The sequence below is a fragment of the Burkholderia sp. BCC0044 genome (assembly GCF_902832955.1).
Taxonomy (GTDB): domain Bacteria; phylum Pseudomonadota; class Gammaproteobacteria; order Burkholderiales; family Burkholderiaceae; genus Burkholderia.
Genome location: NZ_CADFDO010000001.1, coordinates 1059539 through 1079275, shown reverse-complemented (window position 1 = coordinate 1079275; position 19737 = coordinate 1059539). Strand labels below are relative to the sequence as shown.

11 protein-coding genes are annotated in these 19737 nt (G+C 70.3%); all 11 read left to right on the top strand.

Translation table 11 applies throughout. The features are described from left to right. Positions 1 to 70 precede the first annotated feature (70 nt). On the top strand, positions 71 to 6079 hold the full coding sequence (locus HWX14_RS04750; protein WP_175881753.1) for an SDR family oxidoreductase: 6009 nt from the start codon (positions 71 to 73) through the stop codon (positions 6077 to 6079). Then, entirely contained in the window at positions 6076 to 10122 is a 4047-nt protein-coding gene (locus HWX14_RS04745; protein WP_175881752.1) for a cytochrome P450, read from the top strand. The genes HWX14_RS04750 and HWX14_RS04745 overlap by 4 nt, the downstream gene beginning before the upstream one ends. A 20-nt stretch (positions 10123 to 10142) precedes the next feature. Continuing rightward, positions 10143 to 11552, top strand: a complete 1410-nt coding sequence (locus tag HWX14_RS04740) for an NAD(P)-binding domain-containing protein (RefSeq protein WP_175881751.1) — start codon at positions 10143 to 10145, stop codon at positions 11550 to 11552. Beyond that, on the top strand, positions 11549 to 12271 hold the full coding sequence (locus HWX14_RS04735) for an ABC transporter ATP-binding protein (RefSeq protein ID WP_175881750.1): 723 nt from the start codon (positions 11549 to 11551) through the stop codon (positions 12269 to 12271). The genes HWX14_RS04740 and HWX14_RS04735 overlap by 4 nt, the downstream gene beginning before the upstream one ends. Next, a complete protein-coding gene (locus tag HWX14_RS04730) occupies positions 12268 to 13677 on the top strand; it encodes an FtsX-like permease family protein (protein WP_175881749.1) in 1410 nt (469 codons plus the stop codon). The genes HWX14_RS04735 and HWX14_RS04730 overlap by 4 nt, the downstream gene beginning before the upstream one ends. Before the next feature lie 51 nt (positions 13678 to 13728). After that, a complete protein-coding gene (locus HWX14_RS04725) occupies positions 13729 to 14508 on the top strand; it encodes an outer membrane lipoprotein-sorting protein (protein ID WP_175881748.1) in 780 nt (259 codons plus the stop codon). Between the two features lie 89 nt (positions 14509 to 14597). Continuing rightward, positions 14598 to 15833 (top strand): hypothetical protein, encoded by a 1236-nt coding sequence (locus HWX14_RS04720; protein WP_244130178.1) that lies wholly within the window; start codon positions 14598 to 14600, stop codon positions 15831 to 15833. A 19-nt stretch (positions 15834 to 15852) separates the two neighbouring features. Beyond that, entirely contained in the window at positions 15853 to 16269 is a 417-nt protein-coding gene (locus HWX14_RS04715; RefSeq protein ID WP_175881746.1) for a DUF4345 domain-containing protein, read from the top strand. Continuing rightward, positions 16262 to 17386: a triacylglycerol lipase gene (locus HWX14_RS04710; protein WP_175881745.1), complete on the top strand. Its 1125-nt coding sequence runs from the start codon at positions 16262 to 16264 to the stop codon at positions 17384 to 17386. The genes HWX14_RS04715 and HWX14_RS04710 overlap by 8 nt, the downstream gene beginning before the upstream one ends. A 3-nt stretch (positions 17387 to 17389) precedes the next feature. Next, entirely contained in the window at positions 17390 to 18412 is a 1023-nt protein-coding gene (locus tag HWX14_RS04705; protein ID WP_175881744.1) for a lipase secretion chaperone, read from the top strand. A gap of 445 nt (positions 18413 to 18857) precedes the next feature. Continuing rightward, positions 18858 to 19634 carry a Crp/Fnr family transcriptional regulator gene (locus HWX14_RS04700; protein ID WP_175881743.1) on the top strand — a complete coding sequence of 259 codons (777 nt, stop codon included), beginning with the start codon at positions 18858 to 18860 and terminating at the stop codon, positions 19632 to 19634. Positions 19635 to 19737 lie beyond the last annotated feature (103 nt).

Genomic DNA, 19737 nt, shown 5'->3' with positions numbered 1-19737 from the left:
GAAACGGTGGTCGATGGTCGGCAGGGGGGGCCCTGCCCGTGATGACAAGTTCTCGATAGGCAGGCGATCCATGTCGAATACCAGCATGCGCGGCAAGCTCGTTCTCGTGACGGGCGGTGCGAAAAACGTGGGCAAGGCGATCTGCAGGCGGTTCGCCGAGCAGGGCGCGCACGTGATCCTGAATTTCTTCCACTCGCTCGATGCGTCGAAGGAGACCGCGGACGAACTGCGCGCGCTCGGCGCGACCGTCGACGTGATCCGCGCGTCGGTCGCGCAGCAGGCGCAGGTCGACCGGATGTTCGACGAGATCGAACGGCGCTACGGCCGCCTCGACGTGCTCGTCAACAACGCGGCGTCCGGCGCGTTGCTCGGCGTCGACGAGATCGGTGCCGAGCATTTCGATCGTGCGCTCGACACCAACCTGAAAGGCGCGTTCTGGTGCGCGCGGCGTGCGGCCGCGTTGATGGCGCGCTCGGGCGGCGGCGCGATCGTCAACGTGTCGTCGGTGGGCGCGACGCTCGTGCCGGCGAACTATCTCGTCGTCGGCACCGCGAAGGCGGCGCTCGAGTCGCTCACGCGCTATCTCGCGGTCGAGTACGCGGGCCGTGACATTCGCGTGAACGGCGCGTCGTCGACGCTGATCGACGGCGACGTCGCCGCGCAGTTTCCGGACCCGGAGAACACCAAGCGCTCGAGCATCTCGGCGACGCCGCTCAAGCGGCTCGCGCGTGCGGAAGATCTCGCGGATCTCGTCGTGTTTCTCGCGTCGGACGCGGCGCGCTGGATCACCGGGCAGGTGGTCGTCGCGGATGGCGGGCTGTCGCTGTGCAGCGAGGGATTGTCGCCGCGTGCGGAATGGGCGCCGGCCGCGCATGCGGGCGACGATACGGTTGCCGCGGCCGCGCGGACGGCACATGCACCGGACGAGCGGGCTGATCACGTACCCGACAGCGACGACAGCGACGACATCGCCGTGGTCGGCATGGGCGTCGCGCTGCCCGGCGCGAGCGATCCCGATGCATTCTGGCGCGCGCTGCTGGACGGCCCCGAACTGTTCGGCAACGTGCCGCCGGATCGCTGGGATTACCGCTCGTTCTACTCGCCCGATACGTCGGCCGAGGACAAGAGCTATCAGTCGCGCTCGGTCTTCATCGAGCGGTTCGAGCCATGCGCGACGGTGCGTGCGGAACTCGACGCCGGCACCGCGCCGCGCGAGCTGACGACGCTGTGGCTGCGCCACGCGCTGTGCCAGTCGCTCGACGGCGTGACGCTGCGCGACACCGATCGCGTCGCGTTCCTCGTCGGTTACACCGCGGACGGCAGCCAGCATCTCGAAGAGGGCATGGTGCTGGCCGCGGCCCGCGAGCGCCTGAACGCGGTGCTGGCAGACGCGGGCGTCGACGCGACCGAGCGCGCGCGCCGCGTGGCCGCGATCGATGCGGTGCTGAGCGCGCGCTATGCGCGCGGCGCCGGCGATCTCGCGTCGTTCTTCCCGCATCGCGTCGGCCTGAACGCGATGAAGGGCGTGCTGCCGGACGATGCGCAAACCATGATGGTCGATACCGCGTGTTCGTCGTCGCTGTATTCGATCGATCTCGGGATCAAGGCGCTGCTGCTCGGCCAGCAGGACGTGGTCGCGTGCGGCGGCGCATTCGCGCTCGCGCCGCGCGGCTCGATCCTGTTCTCGAAGCTGCACGGGCTGTCGCGCAGCGGCGAGGTGCGGCCGCTCGATCGTAATTGCGACGGCGTGCTGTTCGCGGACGGCGCGGGCGTCGTGATCCTGAAGCGCCTGAAGCGGGCGCGCGCGGACGGCGACCGCATTCTCGGCGTGCTCAAATCGTTCGGCTCGTCGTCGGACGGCAAGGGCAAGGCGATCTATGCGCCGAATTCGGCCGGCCAGCGCATCGCGATCGACCGCGCGTATGCCCGCACCGCCACGGTGCCCGCCGACGTCGACTGGGTCGTTGCGCACGCAACCGGCACGCCGGCCGGCGATCTCGCCGAATTTCAGAGCTTGCGCGATGCGATCCGGCGCGACCGCCCCGTGCAACTGACGTCGAACAAGTCGCTGGTCGGACATACGGGCTGGGCGGCCGGCGTCGTGTCGGTGATCCAGGTGCTGCTCGGCTTGCGGCATCAGGTGATTCCGCCGCAGCATCGCTTCAACGAACCGCCGCCCGAATTCGACATCGCCGGCACCAGTCTGCGGATTCCGGTCGCGCCGGTAGCGTGGCCGGCGCGGCGCGAATCGGCGCGCGTCGCGGCGGTGTCCGGGTTCGGCTTCGGCGGGACGAACGGGCATCTGATCGTGTCGGAATACCGTGAGGATCTGCCGGCTGGCCCTGCAAGCGGCCGCTTCAAGCGCGAGCCGCTCGCGATCGTCGGATGGTCGGCGAAGTTTCCCGGCCTCGACGGCGACGCGCAGGTCGCCGCGTGGCTGCGCGGCGAAGGCCGCGCGCCCGACGCGAGCTTCGGCGTCGGCTATCCGCTGCCGAGCTTCGCGCGCGTGAAGATGCCGCCGGCCGTGCTGCGCGCGCTCGACCGTTGCCAGTTGATGGCGCTCGATGCCGCGCACGACCTGCGCGAACGCCTCGGCCCGTTCTGGCGCGAGCACGCGGACACGATCGGGCTCGTGATGGGGCACATGGGGCCCACGCGCAACGCGGCGCTCTACGCGAGCCGCTGCTATCTCGACGACATCGCGACCGCGGTGCGCGACGCGACGCATCCGGACGAACGCGCGGCGACCGAACGCGTGCTGAACGGCCTGCGCGACGCGACGCAGCAGCTCGTCGCGCCGACGACCGAGAATTCGTTCCCGGGGATGATGCCGAACGTGATTCCGGCGCGCGTCGCGAACTATCACGACCTGCACGGGATGAACATGACGGTCGACGCGGGGCACGCGTCGACGCTGGCCGCATTCGACGCGGCCGAGCGCTTTCTGTGCAGCGGCGAACTCGACATGGCGATCGTCGGCGGGATCAACGGCAATTCGGCGGAAGAAGTGCGTCCGGCGTTCGAGCTGCCGCTCGCGGAGGGCATCGTGCTGTTCGCGGTGACGACCGTGCGGCGGGCGCACGCGGAAGGGCTGCCGGTGCTCGCGGTGGTCGGCGGCGGCGACGCGCAGGCGGCCGTCGAACCGGCCGCGCCGCGCGACGCAACGGGTCGCGCGGTCACGTATGCGGGCGCCGACTCGGCGATCGACGTGCTGCGCGCGCTCGTCGCTCGCGAGGCCGCCACCACGCTCACGCGCGACAGCGGCGGCGATCGTGCGCGCTATGCGCTGCACGTCGCCTGCGACCGCGCGGGCACGCAAGCGGCTGCGTCTGGCGAACCGCATGGCGAGGCGACGCCTGATCCGTCCGCCGATCGAGCGGCACCGGCCGCTGCTTCGGCGGCGATGACCAACCCGCCCGACGCACCCGCCGCACCCGTTTCCCCCGGCACCTTGCTGCCCGGCACGCTGCGCCGGACCGGCGTCGCGGCCGACGGCGAACCGCTCGGCGTCGCGCGTTACCGGATCGAATGGCGCGACGCGCCGTGGCGACCCACAGGGCAGTCGACGCCGTTCATCACACCGCGCTGCGTGATCGTGACCGACATGCCGGAAGTGCTGGCCGCGCAGGCCGCACCGGGGCCCGGTTGCGTGGTGCTGTCGACGCGACCGCTCGCCACTAGCAGGCCGGGCTGGCACTGGATCGAGCGGATCGATGCCGCGGCGCTCGACAGGCTGCCCGACGATATCGGCCACGTGCGCGTGCTGACGTCGCTCGACGCCAGCGCGCTCGCATCGGGCGCCGCCGCGCCGGCCGCACCCGCGCGGCTCGCGCTGCACGACCTCGCGTTCCTCGCGATCAAGCGCTGCCACGACGCACTGGAGCGCGACGGCACGTTCGTCGCGCTGCTGCTCGACGCGCTCGCGGGCGACGTGCCGCATCCGGACGCCGGCCTGTTCACGGGCCTCGTGAAGGCGCTCGCGATCGAGATGCCGACAGCACGCCCGGTCGCGGTGCTGACCGATGCCCGCACGCTGCCCGATGCGCTGCGCGACGCGGAGCGAGAGAGCGGCGCACAGCACTGGCTGCCGGTCGTCGCGTTGGGCGGGGGCCGTCGCCGCACGCCGCGCGTGAGCGAGGACGCAGGCGAGCTGCGTGCCGACGAGCGGCTGTCGCTCGGCCAGGACTCGGTCGTCGTCGCGATCGGCGGCGCGCGCGGGATCACCGGCGAGCTGATGAAGACGCTCGCCGCGCACGTGCGCCCGACGCTGTACCTGATCGGCAGCAGCGCGCTCGACACGGTCGACGCGGAGCTGCTCGCAATGGACGACGAAGCGTTCGCGAAGAGTCGTCCCGATTACATCCGCCAGCAGAAGGCGCTGGATCCGCAGCGGCCGTTGCCGGAGATCATCCGCGCGTTCGAGCGGCGGGCCGACGCGCGCACGGCGTGCATCAACATCGACGCGATGCGCGCGTTCAGCGGCGCGCATCGCGTGACCTACGTGCGCGCCGACGTGCTCGACCCCGACAGCGTGAAGGCGGCCATCGACGCGATCCTCGCGCGCGAGCCGCGCGTCGACCTGCTGGTCAACGCGGCCGGGCTGAACCGGTCGGCGTCGGTGCGCGTGAAGTCGCTCGACGATTTCGTCGCGGTGCGCGACATCAAGGTGCGCGGCTACTGGAACCTGCGCCGCGCGTTCGGCGCGCGGCAGCCGCGGCTGTGGTGCAACTTCGGGTCGTTCATCGGCCTGACGGGGCAGGCGGGCGAAACCGACTACGCGTCGGGCAACGACTTCCTGAACACGCAGGCGTCGTATCACCGCGCGGCGCTCGGCCACGACGAATTCACGATCGGCTGGACGCTGTGGCGCTCGGTCGGGCTCGGCTCGAATCCGGTCACGCGCGCGTTTCTGGAGAAGAGCGGCCTCTTTACGAGCATGCGCACCGCGGAAGGGCAGCACCACTTCATGCGCGAGCTCGGGCTCGGCGAGCGCGCGGCGATGTCCGTGCATCTCGGCGAGGCCGAGCGGCGTGCGATCGAAACGCATCTGCCCGGTTACTTCGATCTCGACGAACCGGCGCCGGCCGCCGCGTGCGCGCCCGATTTCTATCTCGGCCGCGAGCTGGCGCGCACCGCCGACAGCGTGACGTTCGAGCGCGTGTTCGATCTCGCGCGCGACGCGTACCTGCAGCATCACGTCGTCAACGGCTTCCCGACGCTGCCCGGCACGTTCGTGCCCGAAGTGGCCGCCGAGGCCGCGCTGCGGCTCGTGCCGGGGCTCAAGGTGGTCGGTTTCGCGGACGCGACGTTCCTGCACTTCCTGCGCGTCTACGATGCGAAGCGGCCGAGCGTGAAGCGCATCCATGCGCGGATCGTGTCGCGCGACGCCGATGCCGTGCTCGTGCACGTGAGGATTGCCGGCGACGTGCTGGCGCCGGGCGGGCAGGTGCTCGTACGCGACAAGCCGCACTTCGAGATCACCGTGCGTCTGGCCGACACCTACGCGCCGGCGCCGGTGTGGAGCGAACCGGCGGCCGGCACGTTTACGCCCGTCGCCGATCCGTATCACTTCGACGCGGCGCCGGTGCGGCTGACCGGCATGTTCGTGTCGACGACCGACACTGGCATGAGCGACATGGGCAAGCACGCACGGTTCCGGCTGAACGTACCGGACGGCGATCCGGTGTTCTCGCGGTTCGTGGTGCCGAGCATCCTGCTCGACGGGCTCGCGCGCGTGGCGGCGCTCGATCATGTCGCCGGCGACTACATCCCGCTCGCGGCGCCGATGTCGATCGGCCGCATCGACCTGTACGAAGCCGGCAACGACGGCGAGCTGTCGGCCCGCCACGCATCGATCGCGCTGCACGTGACGCCGCGCGCGTTCGCGCTCGAAGGGCCGGCGAGCAGCGGCAACCGGTTCGTCGCGGTGCGCCCGGACGGCAGGATCCTGATGCAGATGCGCGACGTGACGGGCATCGTGATCGGCTACGTGCATCGCGTGACCGGCGCGTTCGCCGCGCGTGGCGAGGTCGATGCGCGCCGCGCCGCGCAGGCGGCTGCCGAACAGGTGTCCGCATGAGCACGAAGCGTCTCGCGCCCGGCCCGCGCGGCAGCGTCGTGATGGGCAACCTCGCGCAATACAAGCGCAATCCCGTCACGATGCTGCTGAAGCTTCAGCAGCAGTACGGCGACATTGCCCGCAACCGCCTCGGCCCGTTCCTCACGCATGCGCTCGCGCATCCGGACGGCGTCCAGCACGTGCTGCAGGACAATCACCGCAACTACGTGCGCGGCCGCTTCTACGACAACTTCAAGATGTTCTTCGGCGACGGGCTGCTGACGACCGACGGCGAGTTCTGGCGACGGCACCGGCGCGTCGTGCAGCCGCTCTTTCACCGCAAGCAGGTGGACGCGCACACGGCCGCGCTCGGCGACGCGGCGCTCGCGCTCGTCGAGCGCTGGTCGAAGCGGCCCGCGCACGCGCCGTTCGACGTCGTCGAGGAGATGATGCGCGTGAGCCTGCGCATGCTCGGGCTGATGCTGTTCAACGCGGACATCTCGCGGCACGCGGACGACGTCGGGCCGGCCGTGCGCTTCGGCATCGAGGCGATGATGCCGCAGGGCAACGCGAACGATTTCGTGCCGCGCTGGATGCCGACGCCGTTCAATCGCCGGATCGCGCACGCGCGCCGCGGGATCGACACGATCGTCGACGCGATCGTCGCCGAGCATCGCACGGGGCGCAGCGAGCCGAGCGACGTGATCTCGCTGCTGCTCGCCGCGCGCGACCCCGACACGGGCGCGCCGCTGACCGAGCGCGAGGTGCACGACGAGGTGATGACGGTGTTTCTCGCCGGCCACGAAACCACCGGCAGCGGCATGGCGTGGGGGCTCTATGCGCTTGCGCAGCATCCGCACGTGCTGCGCCGGCTGCGCGACGAACTCGACGCGGTGCTCGGCGGCCGCGCGCCCGACGCGGGCGACATCGAACGTCTGCCGTATCTGGTGCAGACCGTCGACGAGATCCTGCGCCTGTATCCGCCGATCTGGGGCTTCACGCGCGATCTGGTCGACGACGATGAAATCGGCGGCTATCACGTGCCGGCCGGCTCGTCGGTGTTCATGTCGCCGTACGTCACGCATCGTCATCCGGCGCTGTGGGCGAACCCCGACGCATTCGATCCGGAGAACTTCGGATCGCACGCGCCGGCGCGGCACAAGTATGCGTATTTTCCGTTCGGCGGCGGCATGCGCAAGTGCATCGGCTATCAGACCGCGCTGTTGCAGATGCGCGTGCTGATCGCGGTGGTCGCGCAGCACGTCGACCTGAGCGCGGTGCCGGGGCATTCGCTCGAGACCGGTGCGACGATCTCGTTGCGTCCGCGCGACGGCATCCGGATGATCGCGAAGCCGCGCTCGCGCGAACGCGTGCCGACGAAGCAGACGGCACGCGACGCGAGCGTGCCGGCCGAGCGGGCAGCGGCGTGTCCGTTCACGGGCACGCAGGCGCGACGCGTGCAGGCGGCACCGCTCCCGCCGTCGTCGTCGCGCGAACCCGATGCGGCACAACCGACGAGTGCGGCATCGCCCACGCCGACGCCCGAGCGGCCCGCCGGTCCCACGCTGGCGCCTGAAATGCTGGCCTTTCTACAGCGCGATGTGACGACGCACGACCCGCGGCAGCACACCGACGCCGCGCCGACACACCGCTTCACATGGCGTCCGGTCGAAATCGAGCCGCTGCCCGACGCGCCCGCGGCCGAACTGAGCGGCAAGCGGATCGCGATCGTCAACGGTCTCGGCCGCACGGTCGAGCGCGTGGTGGCGGCGCTGCTGCGCGCATGCGCGAAGCCGAGCGTGTTCGCGCCGGCCGACGGCGTCGATCCGGCGAGCGCCGCAAACGCGTTCGTCATGCAGTCGGGGCCGTTCGACGGCATCGTCGATCTTGGCGTCGAAGCGCCGTTCTCGCTCGACGGCCACGACCAGTGGGACGCGCCGCTGCGTCGCACGGTCGCGTTGCTGCAGGCGTGCTACGGCGACTGGGTGCAGGAGGAGTCGACGTCGCGGCTGTTCTATCTCGCGCTCACGTGGCAGGACGGGCTGATGGGCTACGGCGACGGCACGCTCGTGCAGCCGCTCGGCGGCTTGTGGGCGGGGCTCGCGAAGACGCTGCCGCAGGAATTGCCGAACTGCAACGTGCGCGTGCTCGACGTCGCACCCGACGAGACGGGGCGCGTCGACGGCTTGATCGTGCGCGAACTGTATCGCTGGGGGCGCTTCGAGGTTGGCCATCGCGGCGGGCGCCGCCATACGCTCGTCGCGCGCCGCGACGACCTGCCGGCGGACGCGGCGCCCGACTGGGGGCCGGACGACATCGTGTTGTTTTCGGGCGGCGCGCGCGGGATCGGGTTCCTGGCCGCGTGCGAGATCGCGAAACGTCATCGCTGCACGGTGATCGTCACCGGCCGCGATGCGCTGCCGGCCGGCGACGAGCCGTGGCTCGCGCTCGACGACGCGGGCTTCAAGCGCTACGGGCTCGACCTGCTGCGGCAGGCGACGCCGGAGCGGCCGCCGAAGGCGATCCGGCACACGCTGAGGCAGCTCGAGCGGCGCCGCGAACTGAAGGCGTCGCTCGACGCGGCGGCCGCGCTCGGCCTGCCGGTGCACTACCGCGTGTGCGACGTGACCGATGCAGCCGCGGTGCGCGTACTGTGCGACGCATTCGGCGACCGGTTGCGCGGCGTGATCCACAACGCTGGCATCGATCAGCCGGTACGGCTGCCGCGCAAGCGCGCCGACGAATTCGTCGGCACCGTGCGCGTGAAGGTGCGCGGCTTCATGAATCTGTACGCGGCGGTGCGCGAGCGGCCGCGCGTCGACTGCTTCGTCAACGTCGGTTCGCTGACCGGCCGCTGGGGCGGCATGACGGGCGAGACCGACTATGCGGCGGCGAACGACGCGCTCGCGCGGCTCGGCTGGTGGGCGCGACGCGACGCAGGCACGCGCCACGTGAAGACGCTCGTATGGCCGACGTGGGACGGTGTCGGGATGATCACGAACCTGGCCGTCACGCGGCGCTACGTGACGCCGATGCGCATCGACGACGGCGTGCGGCACTGGCTCGCGGAACTCGCGGCGCCCACGGCTTCCGATAGCGGTGAACCGATGTACATGGGCGCGGTCGGCCGCGCACTGACGCCGATCCAGTTGCGCGGCTTCGACGCGGTCGACGGCTTGCCGAATCTCGGCGAACTCGCGACACGCCGGCATCACGCGGGCGAGCCGACACGATTCCGGCCGTTCGCGTTCTTCTCGACGCGCTATCGCACGGCCGGCGCGCCCTACACGCGCGCATTCCGCTTCGGCGGCCGTGCGGCGATGCCCGCGTCGCTGCTGCTCGAGCATGCGCGCGTCGTGGCCGACTGGGTCGCGCCGCCCGATGGCGAGCCCGCTTACCTGCACGAAGCCGTCGACGTGACGATCGCGCTCGATGCGCTCGCCGACGCGCTCGACGCGCATGGCGACGTCGCGCTCGACACCGACGTGACGGGCCGCACGGTGGACGACGGCTGGCGCGTGACGGTCCGCTGCGCATCGCTCGCCGGCCGCGCGCTGCTCGATGCGACGTTCGTGTATCGCAGCCGTCCGCCCGCGGGCGCGACGGTATCGCTGCCGTGCGATGCGCACGACGTTGCGCCGCGGCCGGTCACGCGTGCGAGCTGGCGCGGCGACCTGCTGCCCGACGCGTGCTGGCACGACGACATCGCGCAGGCGCGGGCCGCCGACGCCGATGCGTTGTGGCGTGCGTCGGCCGACGGGAACGGCGCGGGTGACGGCAACGACGCGCCGTGCCCGCAGCTGTGGCTGCCGGTCAACCATCTGGAAAACGTGTTGCGCGTGCTGCTTGGCGCGTGGCCCGACGACGGCGAACCGCCGCGCACGTGGCGCATCGGCGGCATCGTGTTCGGCGCCGCGCAGGCCGGCGACGCCGAGATGCTGCTGCGCTATCCGCACGGACGCTTCGCTGTCGCCGATCGCGCGGGCGCATCGATCGCCGCTCTGCACGACGCGCGGCTCGCGGGCGCGACCGATACGCAGGCCGCGGCCGCGGCGGTTCTTTGAACGGGAAGAGGAGATCCACCATGACGGAGCGCAACGACGGCGCGCGGTACTGCATCATCGGTGCGGGCGCGGCGGGGATCGCCGCCGCGAAGAACCTGCTCGCGGCCGGCATCGGCTTCGACGTGATCGAGCGCGAGGACGATGTCGGCGGGAACTGGTACTACGGCCGGCCGAGCGGCGCCGTGTATCGGTCGATCCACATGATCAGCTCGAAGCGGTTTTCCGAGTACACCGACTTCCCGATTCCCGACGACTATCCGACCTACGCGCGCGGCGACCAGGCGCTCGCGTATCTGCGGGCTTACGCGCGGCGCTTCGGCGTGTACGACCGGATCGAGTTCGGCCGTTCGGTGCTGGAGATCGCGCCGGTTGCCGGCGGCACGCAGTGGCGCGTCGAACTGGATCGCGGCGAAGTGCGCACCTATCGCGGCGTGATCGTCTGCAACGGCCATCTGTCGCATCCGCAACTGCCCGACTATCCGGGCCGCTTCGACGGGCTGCAACTGCATTCGTCGCAGTACCGCACGCCGGAGATCTTCAGCGGCAAGCGCGTGCTGGTGGTGGGCGCCGGCAACTCGGGCTGCGACATCGCGGTCGAGGCGTCCCATCATGCCCGCGCGGTGTTCCACAGCACGCGGCGCGGCTACTACTACTGGCCGAAATTCCTGTTCGGGATACCGGCCGACGAGTGGGCCGAATGGCCGCTGCGGCTGCGCATGCCGCTGTGGGCGCGCCGCTTCTTCGGCGAGCGGCTGCTGCGCCTGACCACGGCCGGGCAGCCGGAGGATTACGGGCTGCGCAAGCCCGACCACAAGCTGTTCGAATCGCATTTCATCATCAACTCGACGCTGTTCTATCACCTCGGCCATGGCGACCTCGCCGCGCGGCCCGACGTGCGCGAGCTGAACGGCGATCGCGTCGCGTTCGTCGACGGCAGCGAGGAACCGGTCGACGTGATCGTGTACGCGACCGGTTACCAGCCGAGCTTTCCGTTCATCGACCAGGCGCATCTGCGATGGCCGAAGTCGCAGCCGTCGCTGTACCTGAACATGTTCGACGCGCAGCACCGCGACCTGTTCTTCATCGGGCTGTTCCAGACGTCGACCGGCAACTGGCCGCTGATGGACTATCAGGCGCAACTGCTCGCGCGCTACCTGCATGCACGCGACGCGGCGCCGCGCAAGGCCGCGCGCGTCGACCGGCTGATCCGGCGCGGCCGCTCGGACTGGCGTGGCGGCATCGCGTTCCATCGCACGCCGCGGCACGTGATCGAGGTCGAGCACTTCGCGTACCGGCTGCAGTTGCGGCGGCTGATCCGCGGGCTGCCGGCCGTGCCCGGCGCGGCCGGCGCCAATGCCAACGCCAACGCCAACGCGAGCACGTCGCAAGCGGCGGCGGTGCGGCGCGTGCGCGCGGGAGGTGCGTCGTGAGTCTCGTGACCGTCGAACATCTGTCGAAGACTTACCTGCTCGACAGCGTGCGCGTGACCGGGCTCGCCGACGTGTCGGCGACGCTCGACGCGGGCCGCTTCACCGTGCTGAGCGGCCCGTCGGGCAGCGGCAAGACGACGCTGCTGAACATGATCGGCTGCATCGACCGCCCCGACAGCGGGCGCGTGACGATCGCGGGCCAGGACACCGCGTCGCTGTCCGACGATGCATTGTCGGATTTTCGCGCGCGCCACGTCGGCCACGTGTTCCAGACCTTCAACCTGCTGCCGGTGCTGTCCGCGTACGAGAACGTCGAGTATCCGCTGCTGATGGCGGGCTGGGCGAGCGCGCGGCGCGCGGCGCGGGTGCGCGACCTGCTCGACGCGGTCGGGCTGGCCGACAAGGCGCGGCACCGGCCGAGCCAGTTGTCGGGCGGCCAGCGCCAGCGGGTCGCGATCGCCCGCGCGCTCGCGGCCGAGCCGGCGATGGTCCTCGCGGACGAACCGACCGCGAACCTCGACAGCGCGACCGGGCACGCGATCATCGAGCTGATGCGCGCGATCCAGCGCGAGCGCGACGTGTCGATCATCGTGTCGTCGCACGATCCGCAGGTCGTGCGTGTGGCCGACGAGGTGATCCGGATTCTCGACGGCCGCATCGTCGGCCATGAGCGTGGCCGCGAACGCGGCGACGCAGCGGCGCAGGAGGCGTGCCGATGACCCATACGCTGATGCTCGCGCTGCGCAACCTGCAGCGCAACCGCCGGCGCTCGCTGACCACGCTGCTCGCGATGATCGTCGGCGTCAGCGCGATCCTGCTGTTCGGCGGCTTCAGTCGCGACATCACGCTCGGCCTGCAGACCGATTTCGTGCAGCGCAGCGGCCATCTGCAGATCCAGCGGCAGGGCTATTTCCTGTACGGCACCGGCGATCCGGCCGCGTACGGCATTCGAAACTATCCGGCGCTGATCGAGCGACTGCGGCGCGATCCGCAACTCGCGCCGCTGCTGCAGGTCGTCACGCCGACGCTGCAGTTCGGCGGGATCGCCGGCAATTTCGCGGCCGGCGTGTCGCGCACGGTGATGGGCTTCGGCGCGATTCCCGAGGATCAGTACCGGATGCAGGAATGGAATGCGTACGGCTTTCCGCTGCGACCACGCGAATTCGCGCTGCGCGGCAGCGCCGACGACGCGGCGATCGTCGGCCTCGGGGTCGCGCGCGTGCTGCATTTGTGCGGGCCGCTGCACGTGCCGGATTGCCACGACGCGCCGGCCGGCCCGGCCGAGCCGGCATCCACCGGCCCGGCCGCGACCGCGCCGCCCGACGTGTTGGCGCTCGCGCAGGGCGAGGCCGGCACGCAGCCGGCCGACGGCGGCGCGACCCATATCGAGGTGCTGACCGCGAGCGCGGGCGGCGCGCCGAACGTCGGCCGCTTCTCGGTCGTGAAGGCCGAGCAGCAGGGCGTGAAGGAACTCGACGACGTGTCTCTCGCGGTGCGTCTGCCGCAGGCGCAACGGCTCGTCTACGGCGGCGCCGAACCGCGCGCGACCGCGATCGAGATCCAGCTCGCGCGCACGGCCGATCTGCCGGCGGCCCGCGCGCGCATCGCGCAACTGCTGCATGGCGGCTTCGACGGCCAGCCGCTCGACGTCGTCGACTTCGCGACGCTGAACCCGTTCTACGACCAGACCAACCGGATGTTCTCGGTGATCTTCGGGTTCGTGTTCGTGCTGATCAGCGCGATCGTGCTGTTCGTGATCAGCAACACGATGAGCACCGCGATCATCGAGCGCACGGTCGAGATCGGCACGCTGCGCGCGATGGGGATGCGGCGCGGCGGTATCCAGGCGCTGTTCGTGTGCGAAGGCGCGCTGCTCGGCGTGGCTGGCGCATCGCTCGGCGTGCTGGTCGCGCTCGCGATCGCTGCGGCCGTCAATCACAGCGGGCTCGCGTGGACGCCGCCCGCGCGGATCGACGCCGTCGCGCTGACGGTGCGCGTGTGGGGCGAGTGGCGCTCCATCGCCGTCACGTTCGTCGGGCTCGCGTGCGTGGCCGGATTGTCCGCGTGGCTGCCGTCGCGCCATGCGGCGCGGCTGTCGATCGTCGATGCGCTGCGGCATGTGTGATGCCGCCCGTGTGCCGCATTTTTCGTCCATTTCACTTTCGGGAGAGCGCACGTGCGTCGCCTGTTCGTTTCATGCTGTCTGAGTCTTTCGTTGCTGGCCGGCGTCGCGCATGCGCAGCCGGCGCCCGATCCGCAGAAGGTGCTCGCGGCGAGCGACGCGATCCGCACGCCGGAGAAATCGTTCGTGCTGACCGCGACGCTCGTCGAGTACCGCTCCGGCAAGCAGGTCGACGGCAATACGCTGTCGATCTATTCGAAGCCCGACGCGCCCGGCGGCGCGTTCCGCACGCTGGTGCGCTTCGTCGCGCCAGCGCGCGACACGGGCAAGCTGATGCTGAAGAACGGCAACGACCTGTGGTTCTACGATCCGGCGAACCAGGCGAGCGTGCGGATCTCGCCGGACCAGCGGCTGCTCGGTCAGGCCGCGAACGGCGACGTCGTGACGGTCAATCTCGCGCACGACTACACGGCCGAGCTGAAGGGCGTCGAGGATATCGCCGACGGCGACCGGCAGACGCGCCGCGCGTACCGGCTCGCGCTCACCGGCCACGGCGACGGGCTGACCTACCGCCGCATCGAGATCTGGATCGACGCGGCGAACAACCGGCCGCTGAAGGCGCGCTTCTATTCGGAAAGCGACCGGCTGCTGAAGACCGCGTTCTACCGGCGCTACACGATGCAGCTCGGCGTCGAGCGGCCGACCGAGACCGTGATCATCGACGGGCTCGACAGCAACTGGGTCACGGTGATGCGCTTTTCCGACTACGCATGGCGCGACATTCCCGATGGCTGGCTGCAGCGCGACTACCTGTCCCGCTTCCAGGCGCAATGACGGTGCGGCGTCGAGGCCGGATCGCCGCGCTCGCGTGCGTGCTGCTGCCGGCGCTCGCGCGGGCGGCCGACGCGGCGGATGCGGGCGGCATGAGGGGTATGGGCGGCGTGGATGCGGCCGATGCGGCGGCGCTCGCGCTTGCCGACGAGTCGCCCGCGCCGTCGGCCGATACCGCGAAGCCATGGAAGCTGAACGTGCAGGACGCGCTGCGCGCGAGCCGCTATCGCGACGGCGGCGAGGCGGGCCGCAATCAGCTGTCGATCGAATTCGAATACGCGCAGTGGCTGACGCCGACCTTCGCCGCGCACTTCTCGATGCGCTTCGACCGCTTCGATCCGCTCGGGACGTCGCGCACGTCGCGCACGTCGTCGCGCGACGTGACGCTCGTGAAGGAAGCGTATGCGAGCTGGCGCGCGTCGCCGGCGTTCGTCGTCGACGCGGGGCGCGTGAACGAGCGGCTCGGCGCGGCGATCGGCTACAACCCGACCGACTTCTTCCGCGCGGGCGCGGTGAGCCTCGACGTGCCGCCCGACCCGGACAGCCGCCATACGAACCGGCTCGGCACCGTCGCGCTGCGCGCGCAGCAGGTGTGGAGCACGGGCTCCGTCGCGGCGCTGCTGTCGCCGCGGCTCGAACGCCGCAGCCTGCCGGGCGACGCGGCCGCGGCGTCCGACCTGCAGCGCACCAACGGCGTCGATCGCTGGATGCTCGTCGCGAGCCAGCGGTTCAGCGCGGCGCTCCAGCCGCAATGGATCGTCTACGGCGAGAGCGGGCAGGCGCCGCAGTTCGGCCAGAACCTGAGCGTGCTGCTCGGCAACTCGGTGGTCGCGTACGTCGAATGGGCGGGCGGTTACCGGCGCTCGCTGATCGCGCGCGCGACCGGCGCGGGCAACGACCGCGCGTTTCGCACCAGTTCGTCGGTGGGCGCGACGTGGACGCTGCCCGTCGACCTGTCGCTGACCGCCGAATTCCAGAGCAACGGCGGCGGCGCGGATGCCGCGCAATGGCGCTCGCTGCAGCGCGCGAACCCGTATGCGTGGGGCAGCGCGGTGCGCACGGCGATTGCCGCGCAGGAACTGCAGACCCGTCACGGCGTGTTCCTGATGGCCGCGTGGCGTAATGTCGGCGTGCGCCGGCTCGACCTGTCGGGTTTCATGCAGGCCGACCTCGGCGGCGGCCGGCAATACTGGGTCGAGCTGCGTCGCCGCTTCGACCGGTTCGACGTCGCGCTGCAGTGGCTGCATCAGGGCGGGCCGTCGTGGAGCCGCTTCGGTGCGATGCCGGAGTCGAGCAGCGTGCAGGTGCTGGGCATTTTCTATCGATGACGAGGCAAGGAGAGTTCGAATGAGCAAACGTGCGCTTCAGGCGGCGACCGCCGTGCTTGCGCTGGTCCCGACGATCACCGGGGTGCTCGGCATGATGGGCATCCACGATCCGCTGTATGCGTCGCTCGGCATCGCGCTGCCCGCGGACGCGACGCTGGACGGCAACCTGCGCTTCTACGCGGGCGTGTGGTTCGGGCTGGGGCTCGCTGCGTTTTCGGTGATCCCGCGGATCGAGCGGCAGGGGCGATTGTTCGCGACGCTATGGGCGATGATCTTTCTCGGCGGCATCGGACGGCTGATTTCACTCGCGTCGCTCGGGCTGCCGTGGCCGCCGTTCGTCGGCTTCACGGTGCTCGAAGTCGTCGGCGCGCCGGTATTCATCGCGTGGCAGCGGCGCGTGGCCGCCCGCGCAACCTGGGAGCGCACACATGCGTGACATCGACAGCTTCATCGACCGGCGCGCGGCAATTGCGCGACATCTTGTACGCCGCGTGGCGCGAGCGTTCGCGCGGTTCCTGTCCCGCGCCGCGTTGATCGCATGCGTCGCGGTGGCCGCGTCGCCCGCCGGCGCGCAGACAGCGGCCGGCGCCGCGCTCGACACCTACGCGGCCACCCGCTATCCGATCATCCTCGTGCACGGGCTGACCGGCACCGACGACTACTTCGGCGTCGTGCCATACTGGTACGGGATGCAGGCCGACCTGCAACGGCATGGCGCGACCGTCTATGTCGCCGACCTGTCCGGCTTCCAGAGCGATCTTGGCCCCAACGGGCGCGGCGAGCAGTTGCTCGCGTACGTGAAGCAGGTGCTCGCGGTCACGGGCGCGGCCAAGGTCAACCTGATCGGGCACAGCCAGGGCGGGCTGACGTCGCGCTACGTGGCGTCGGTCGCGCCCGCGCTGGTGGCGTCCGTCACGACGATCGCGACGCCGCATCGCGGCTCGCAGTTCGCCGATTTCGTGCTGGGCGCGCTGAAGCTTGACCCGACGGGCCTGTCGACGCCGGTGTTCGGCACGCTGCTGAACCTGTTCGGGATCCTGACCAGTGACAGGCACAATACGAACCAGGATGCGATCGCCGCGCTCAACGCGCTCGGAACGACGTATGCCGCGCAGTTCAACCGCTTGTTCCCGAGCCCGGGCCTCGGCGCCGGCGCGTGCGGCAGCGGCGCGCCGGCCGAGACGATCGGCGGCAACGTGCATCTGCTGTATTCGTGGAGCGGCGCCGCCTACCAGCCCGTGTCGCTGCTCGGCATCGTGACGGGGGCCGCCGACACCAGCGTGATTCCCGTCATCGACCCGGCCAACGTGCTGGATCCGTCGACGCTGATGTTCCTGACGGCCGGCAACGTCATGGCGCTGGCCGGCGCGGGGCCGAACGACGGCTTCACGTCGACCTGCAGTTCGCTGTTCGGCACGGTGATCTCGACGCGTTACCGCTGGAATCACTTCGACGCGATCAACCAGTTGCTCGGCATTCGCGGCGCGTATGCGGAAGATCCGGTCGCGGCGCTGCGCGTGCATGCGAACCGGCTGAAACGGCAGGGCGTGTGACCGATGAAGACCGGGACGATGCTGCGGCGCGCCGGGCTGTATGGCGCGGCCGGCGCGATCGCGGCGGCCGTGGTGTGGCACGCGTTCGCGCCGCCCGCGGTGCCGGCGGCCGTCACGGGCGTAGCACCCGCCATCGACGCCGCGGCGCTCGCGGCGGCGGTGCATCCGCCCTTGGATGCCGCGTCCGATGTCGCGCTGCCCGCGACGCTGGCGGGGGCGAGCGCGCCGCGCCTGCCGGTCGGGCCGGACGGGCATCTCGCGAAGCGGCGCGCGGTGCGGGAATTCTTCGATTACTTTCTGCTCGCCCGGCACGACCTGACGCCGGCCGCGCTCGATGTGCTGGTGGCGCGCGAACTCGCCGCGCAGCCGATCGGCGCGCTCGCGCGGCGCGACGCGCTCGACCTGTGGCCGCGCTATCGCGCGTGCGTCGCGGCGTTCGACGCGCAGCCGGGGGCCGCGCAGTCCGCCGCCGGCCTCGATCCGGATGCGATCGCGGGCGCGCTCGAGCGGCGCGCATCGCTCGCGAGCCGTTGGCTCGGCGACTGGAGCGCGCCGTTCTTCGGCGACGAATTCCGGCAGCAGCGCGACGACCTCGAACGAATCCGGATCGCGCGCGACCCGTCGCTCGGCGATGCGCAGAAGCGCGAACGTCTTGCCGCGCTCGATCAATCGCTGCCGCCCGGCGTGCGCGACGCACGGGAGCGGCTCGCGCGGCAGCGCGACGCGATCGCGACGGTCGCACGGCTCGATGCGCAGCGCGCGACGCCCGATGCGCTGCGTGCGCAGCTCGGCGCCGACGTCGCCGAGCGGGTCGTGCAGATGCAGCAGCGCGACGACGCGTGGCACGCGCGTTATCGCGACTACACGGCCGAACGCCAGCAACTCGACGCACAGCCACTGACGCCCGACGCGCGCGATGCGCAGCTCGCGCAACTGCGGCAGCGCGACTTTCCGGATCCGGCGGATGCGCTGCGCGCCGCGTCGCTCGACGCGGGCAGCCCGTCCGGTACCGCAGCCGCGCACTAGCGCGCGATCTCATCCGATGCCGGCATGGCGGGCCGGCGCGCGCCTGCTCATTCCACGTCCGTCATCGACGAAGTGTGGGCCATGTCACTCAACCCGCATTATTTCGGAGGATGAATTATTTTGATTTTCGAATGTAATTGCATTCCGGGGAATTGTCTTTCAATGGGAATTTTCAATGATTCACCGCAAAGCCATATTTATTGAAGCTCAATTTAAGTAGACAATTGAGGATTGACAATGCAAAAAAACTTCACAGGGCTAAATAAACTGTCAAATTACTTCATGTAACAAAGGCGGAGTGGCGCGAACGGCGGACCTGCGTGATACCTTTTTGCTCAATGCAACCGGGATGAAAAAATCAAAACCGGGATGCCGGAAAACCGATCCGGTTTAAAAAACATGAAGTTCGGTGGCCAGGGCAGGGATACAACGTACGAGGTGCGCCGTGATACACGAGGCAAACAACGTCATCGAGTTGCCGCATGCACTTGGTGCCAATCATTTCCTGGCTGCGCTTGACGGAATGAATCTCGCGGAACTGGCGCCGCATCTGCAACTGGCGAATCTCAAGACCGGTGAGGTGCTGTGCGAAGCCGGCGAGAACCCGGGCGCCGCCTATTTTCCCGTGACGGCGGGCATTTCGCTGCAGTACACGGCGGGCGGCAAGACGACGCTGAGCGTCACGGAAATCGGCCGCGAGGGTGTCGTATGCGACGACATCATCGGCAGTGCGATGCAGCGGCGCGTCGTCGTCTATCGCGGCGGCTTCGCGTACCGGCTGCCGGCCCGCCGGTTCGCGCAGGCGTGCGACGCATCGGCCGCGATGCGGCGGCAGGTGTTCGCGCGCATGCAGCTGGCGCTCTCGCAGGCGTCGCAAGTGATGTTCTGCGGCCGCCATCACGCGATGCGGCATCAGCTCGGCCGATGGCTGCTGATCGCGTACGAACGCTCGCGCAGCATCGAGATCCCGGTCACGCACGGCATGCTCGGCCAGTTGCTGGGCGTACGGCGCGAGACCGTTTCCGACACCACGCGGCAGCTCCAGGAACTGGGCCTGATCCATCAGCACCGCGGCGCGATCGTGCTGACGGATCTCGCGAATCTCGAACGGCATGGGTGCGACTGCCATCGCGTGATCCGGGACGAGACGCGCCGCATCCTGACGGTCGACGCCGTGGCGAATGCCGGCGCCGGGTCGTCATGCCGCGTCAGGACGACCTAGCCGCCGCGTGGCGCGGCGAGCCGGGCGTGTACGGAGCACGGAGACGCATCGAGGCCGGCAGTCCGGCCGACGCCCGGCCGGCGGCGTCGACAACAATCAGAAA

Bases quoted from the DNA above. Each gene is read 5' to 3' on its own strand.
- HWX14_RS04750 (WP_175881753.1), top strand. From the start codon at position 71: ATGTCGAATACCAGCATGCGCGGCAAGCTCGTTCTCGTGACGGGCGGT.
- HWX14_RS04745 (WP_175881752.1), top strand. From the start codon at position 6,076: ATGAGCACGAAGCGTCTCGCGCCCGGCCCGCGCGGCAGCGTCGTGATG.
- HWX14_RS04740 (WP_175881751.1), top strand. From the start codon at position 10,143: ATGACGGAGCGCAACGACGGCGCGCGGTACTGCATCATCGGTGCGGGC.
- HWX14_RS04730 (WP_175881749.1), top strand. From the start codon at position 12,268: ATGACCCATACGCTGATGCTCGCGCTGCGCAACCTGCAGCGCAACCGC.
- HWX14_RS04720 (WP_244130178.1), top strand. From the start codon at position 14,598: ATGAGGGGTATGGGCGGCGTGGATGCGGCCGATGCGGCGGCGCTCGCG.
- HWX14_RS04715 (WP_175881746.1), top strand. From the start codon at position 15,853: ATGAGCAAACGTGCGCTTCAGGCGGCGACCGCCGTGCTTGCGCTGGTC.
- HWX14_RS04710 (WP_175881745.1), top strand. From the start codon at position 16,262: ATGCGTGACATCGACAGCTTCATCGACCGGCGCGCGGCAATTGCGCGA.
- HWX14_RS04705 (WP_175881744.1), top strand. From the start codon at position 17,390: ATGAAGACCGGGACGATGCTGCGGCGCGCCGGGCTGTATGGCGCGGCC.